The 5,011-nt window shown below is 71.1% G+C and carries 4 protein-coding genes; all 4 read left to right on the top strand.

What is annotated here, in order from left to right:
- Window positions 1–354 precede the first annotated feature (354 nt).
- Window positions 355–3,165, top strand: a complete 2,811-nt coding sequence (locus ACPYOM_RS20925) for an ATP-binding protein (RefSeq protein WP_481347426.1) — start codon at window positions 355–357, stop codon at window positions 3,163–3,165.
- The gene (locus ACPYOM_RS20920) at window positions 3,162–3,539 is read left to right on the top strand and encodes a response regulator (protein WP_481343809.1); all 378 of its coding nucleotides are present in this window, start codon (window positions 3,162–3,164) and stop codon (window positions 3,537–3,539) included. Before ACPYOM_RS20925 ends, ACPYOM_RS20920 begins: the two co-directional genes overlap by 4 nt.
- The gene (locus ACPYOM_RS20915; protein WP_481347425.1) at window positions 3,536–3,916 is read left to right on the top strand and encodes an Hpt domain-containing protein; all 381 of its coding nucleotides are present in this window, start codon (window positions 3,536–3,538) and stop codon (window positions 3,914–3,916) included. The genes ACPYOM_RS20920 and ACPYOM_RS20915 overlap by 4 nt, the downstream gene beginning before the upstream one ends.
- 644 nt (window positions 3,917–4,560) lie before the next feature.
- A partial coding sequence (locus ACPYOM_RS20910; RefSeq protein WP_481347424.1) for a transporter substrate-binding domain-containing protein occupies window positions 4,561–5,011 on the top strand: 451 nt, incomplete at its 3' end.

The following is a 5,011-nucleotide window of genomic DNA, read 5'->3' as shown; positions in this document are numbered from 1 at the left end:
CCCCCCCCCCCCCCCCCCCCCCCCCCCCCCCCCCCCCCCCCCCCCCCCACCCCCCCCCCCCCCCCCCCCGATTACTACGCGTCTCGTGGGCTCGGAGATGTGTATAAGAGACAGCCGAACGACTCGTTCGGTCGCGCAGCGGGCCGGCGGTGCGGGGGCCGGCTCGGGTGCGGCCGGCTCGGGTGCTCGTCCCGCCACGGTTCATTCCGCAAACACCGCGCGCACCCGCGGTTCCGTGCCAGTATCGGTTCAGCCCGATTCGAGGCTTTTGTGCAAAAGACACGGGGATGCATGTCTCGAGTGCGACGAACTGAGTGGGTCCCTTTCCGCAGGGCGGCCATCGGATGCGTCGTCGTGGCCGTGGCGCTGGCCGCCTTCGGCCTGACCGGCCGCGGCAGCCATACAGTCGTCCGGGCCGTCAGCGACGCGGGGTTCGTGCTGTTCTCGGTGTTCGCGGGCGGTGCGTGCTTCCGTGCGGCCCGCCTCAGGGGGCCCGGACAGCGCCTCCCGTGGTGGCTGCTGGGCGGTGCAGCGACGTGCTACGCCCTCGGCAACACGGTCTGGTTCTACTACCAGGTGCTGGCGCCGGACTCACAGACCTATCCCGGACCCGCTGACGTCTTCTTCGTCGCCGTCGTGCCGTTCGCCATCGGGGCGATGCTGACCTTTCCGAGCCGGGAGCTGACCCCGGCGGCGCGGGTGCGGTCCATCGCGGACGGGCTCGTCGTGGGCGCCGCGCTGTTGTTCATCAGCTGGATCCTGGTCGTCGGACCCCTCTTCGAGCAGCTCGGCGACGTGACCTGGATCTACCTCGCGGTCTACCTGTTCTACCCGCTCGCCGACATCGTCATCATCTCGATCGCCATCGGCCTCGCCATCCGTGCGGCGGGCCGCGAACGCCTTCCCATCCTCCTCGTCGCTGCCGGGTTCGTGTCGATCGCCTGTGCCGACACAGGAATCAGCTACCTCGCGCTCCAGGGGAAGGACGCCGCGGGAAGCGGCCTCGACCTCGGCTGGACCGTCGGCTACATGCTGCTCGGTCTGGCCGCTCTCGCACCATCGCGGCGTGCGGACGTCGCCGAGGACCGCGTGGACCCGCGCGCCCTGGCGCGCGAGCTGCTGCCCTACCTGCCCGTGGCGGCCGTGCTGGTCGTCGTCGCCGGGTCGCCGGGCCTGCTCGCGGACCGAGTCCTCGTCGGCGTCCTGGTCGCTGTCGTTGCCCTGCTGGTCTTCCGGCACATGCTGACGCTCGCGGACAACATCCGGCTCACCGGACACCTGGAGGACACGGTGCGGCGGCGCACCCAGGCGCTCGAGCAGCTCACGCACCAGCACCGCTCCATCCTCGACGGGGCGGGCGAGGGCATCGTGGGTCTCGACCGGCTGGGGCGGCTGACCTTCGTCAACCCGGCGGCAGCGGCGTTGCTCGGGCGTGCCCCGACCGAGCTCGCCGGCCGTTCCCTCCACGAGGTGACCCAGCCGCTCGACGCCCGCGGCGAGCCCGTGACGGCAGCGTTGGACCCGGTCGCGCAGGCTCTCCTCGACGGTCAGGTCCGCGCCGTGACCGACGCGACCTACCGCCGGGCGGACGGCACCTACTTCCCCGTCGAGCTCACCGTGGCACCGACCCGGGACTCGCAGGAGGAGGTCAGCGGCGCGGTGCTGATGTTCCGCGACGTGACCGAGCGTCGGGAGGTCGACCGGATGAAGGACGAGTTCGTCTCGGTCGTCAGCCACGAGCTGCGCACACCACTCACGTCCCTGCGTGGCGCCCTCGGCCTGCTGCAGGGCGGGTTGCTCAAGGACGCGGAGCCGAGGGCACAGCGCATGGTGCACATCGCGGTCGAGTCCACCGACCGTCTGATCCGTCTCATCAACGACATCCTCGACGTCGAGCGGATCGCCTCGGGCAAGCTCGCGCTGCACCGAAAGGCGTGGTCGGTCAGCGAGCTCGTGGCCCGGGCCGTCGAGGAGATGACCGGTCTCGCTGCGCAGGCAAGGGTTCGGCTGCAGGTCGGCGAGGTCCGAGGCTCCGTGGACGCGGACGCGGACCGCATCGTCCAGACGCTCACCAACCTGCTCTCCAACGCCGTCAAGTTCTCGCCACCCGACGGCACCGTCCGGATCACCGCCGCGGAGACGGACAGGGAGGTGACCGTCACCGTCAGCGACGAGGGAGACGGCATCCCAGCGGACCATCTGGAAGCCGTCTTCGGACGGTTCGCGCAGGTGGATGCCTCGGACAGCCGGGAGAAGGAAGGCAGCGGTCTCGGCCTGGCGATCTGTCGCGGCATCGTCGAGCAGCACGGCGGGCGGATCTGGGCCCTCAGTGAGCCCGGCTCGGGCGCGACCTTCTGCTTCACGCTCCCGATGGTCGACGCCTCCGACCCGCTCGGGGCGCCGGACGCGATCCGATCGGTCCCACCGGTCCTCGTCTGCGAGGACGACGCCGCGACCCGCGCCGTCATCTCCGAGCTGCTCCGTTCCGAGGGCTATCGGGTGGTCGGCGCGGGATCCGCCGAGGAGGCCCTGACGCTGGCTCTCCGGGAGACGCCGGCCGCGGTCCTGATGGACCTGGCCCTGCCGGGACAAGACGGTTGGACGGCCATCTCGGCACTGCGGGCCGACGAGCGGACCCGCGATGTCCCGGTCATCGTCATCAGCGGCACCGAACCCGGACGCGTGCCGACCGATGTCGTCGCCTGGCTGACCAAGCCCCTCGACATCGCCTGGCTGCTGGCCGAGCTGAACGTCGCGGTCGCGGACGGCGGCGCGGGACCCCGCCTGCTCATCGTCGAGGACGACCCGGCGTTGACCGGCGTGCTCGTGGCGCTCTTCGCCGAGCACGGCGTGACCGCGGTGGCCGCGCACACCGCCCGGGACGCCCTCCGGCTGAGCCAGGAGATCGCGCCCGACCTGCTGCTGCTCGACCTGCTGCTCCCCGACGGTGACGGGTTCGACCTGGTCGACTGGCTCCGCGAGGACCCGAGGCTGTGTCGCGTGCCTCTGGTCGTCTACAGCGCGCTGGAGCTCGACGAGCACGACAAGCAGCGACTCCGTCTCGGTCCGACGCAGTTCTTCACGAAGGCGCGGACGAACCCGGCCGATGTGCAGCACCAGGTGCTGCAGCTCCTCGACGCGGTGGTCACGGGAGGCACCCGATGAGCCGGCGAGTGCTCATCGTCGACGACGACGACGCGATCCGTGAGGTCGCCCAGGCCAGTCTCGAGATGGTGGCCGGGTGGGAGGTCACCGCGGCCTCCAACGGCATGGAGGCGTTGACCATGGCAGCCGCCGACCCACCCGATGCCATCATCCTCGACGTGATGATGCCCGTCATGGACGGGCCCACGACCTTCGCCCGGCTGCAGGACGATCCACGCACGCGCGACGTGCCGGTCGTGCTGCTCACCGCGAAGGTGCAACCGGCCGAACGGCGGCGGTGGGACGGCCTGGGCGTGGCGGGCGTCCTCGCCAAGCCCTTCGACCCGTTCTCCCTGTCGGTGCAGGTCTCCCAGCTGCTCGGGTGGGACTCGTGAACGCCACAGGTCCCCGTCCCGACGGCTCACCGGCCGGCGGGGCCGGTGCCGGGCCGAGCGCCGCCGAACGGCTGCAGGCCATCTACGACCGGGCCCGCGCGTCCTTCACCGAGAACCTCGACACCATCGACACGGCCGTCGAGCACCTGGCGGGCGACGTCCTCGACGAGGAGGAGCGGCACGCGGCCGAACGCGCTGCGCACCGGGTCGCGGGTGCAGCGGGAACGGTGGGCTTCCCGCAGGCCACCGCACCGGCCAGGCAGCTCGAGGACGCGTTCGCCGAGGGCCCCCGCCCGGGCGACGTCGCCGTCTTGCGAGGCCAGGCGGCCGCTCTGCGCCAGGTCCTCGCGGGCGCGGCCGCGACCGACGACGAGTAGCCAGGCCCAAACTCTTCCCGTCAACTGTTGACAGTCTTCCGTCCCGCTCTCTACTCTTGCGGCAACGACCGAAGAGAGAGGGCTGCCTTCAATGAGCGCTCCGCAGTTCCCCCCGACGCACTCCCCGGCCAGCGACAGAACCTGATCAGCTCCGACCACCCGGGGCCTGGCCAGCAGCCCCCACCAGGCGCGAGTGGTCAGCGGGACCTCCCCCAGCGCGCCGACCGAAGCCACCGGCATTCGGCGTGCCCGGATGCAGACCCGCGCAGAGTCGGTGACAAGCCACTACGCGGGTACGGCCGCGGGCCCGCATCCCTCGGCGCGCCCCTGCGCACCGAGGACATGGAGCGACCTCCTCGCCGCGACGACGACGTCGACGCGCGGGGGGCTGGCCCTGCCTGACGACGAGTAGGTGAGTCCAGCGCGGGGTCGCAGGCGCCAGCGATGTCACCGACCACGGAGAAGTGGCGCACCTCCACCGAACGGATCGCTCGTGCCCGCCGCGGCAGCTGGCCACCCAGCACGGACCTTCGACCACCCAGCAACACACCGAGACCCACCCGGGCGAGAGTGAGCTCGCCCGCGAAACAAGGAAGTTGGACATGACCCGTATCAATGGCGCTACCACCGAAGGAAACCAGACCATGAGCATCAAGCGACGCGTATGCCTCGCGGCGTTGGCTCCTGTGCTCCTGCTCTCGGCCGCGGCGTGCAGCTCGTCGGCCGCCGGGGGTACGACCGACGCCGCTGGTGCGGCTCCGACCGGGTCGGTGCCGGAGGTGCAGGTGGATCCCGCGGCGGTCAAGCTGTTGCCGGCGGCGGTCAAGGAGCGCGGCACGATCTCGATGGCCGCGGACCTGCACAACCCGCCCACCTCGTACCTGGACACCGACAACAAGACGCCGGTCGGGTACAACGTCGACATCGCCACGCTGCTGGCGAAGACGCTCGGACTGAAGCTCGAGGTCAAGAACGTCTCGTTCGACACCATCATCCCCGGCCTCTCCGCCGGTCGTTTCGACTTCACCGCGACGAACATGAGCCCGACCCCGGAGCGGCTCAAGGTGCTGGACATGGTCACCTACTGGTCGGCCG

The organism is Monashia sp. HAY1-2A, assembly GCF_056755315.1.
This window is presented reverse-complemented; position numbering and strand designations above follow the sequence as displayed.

Bases quoted from the DNA above. Each gene is read 5' to 3' on its own strand.
- ACPYOM_RS20920 (WP_481343809.1), top strand. From the start codon at position 3,162: ATGAGCCGGCGAGTGCTCATCGTCGACGACGACGACGCGATCCGTGAG.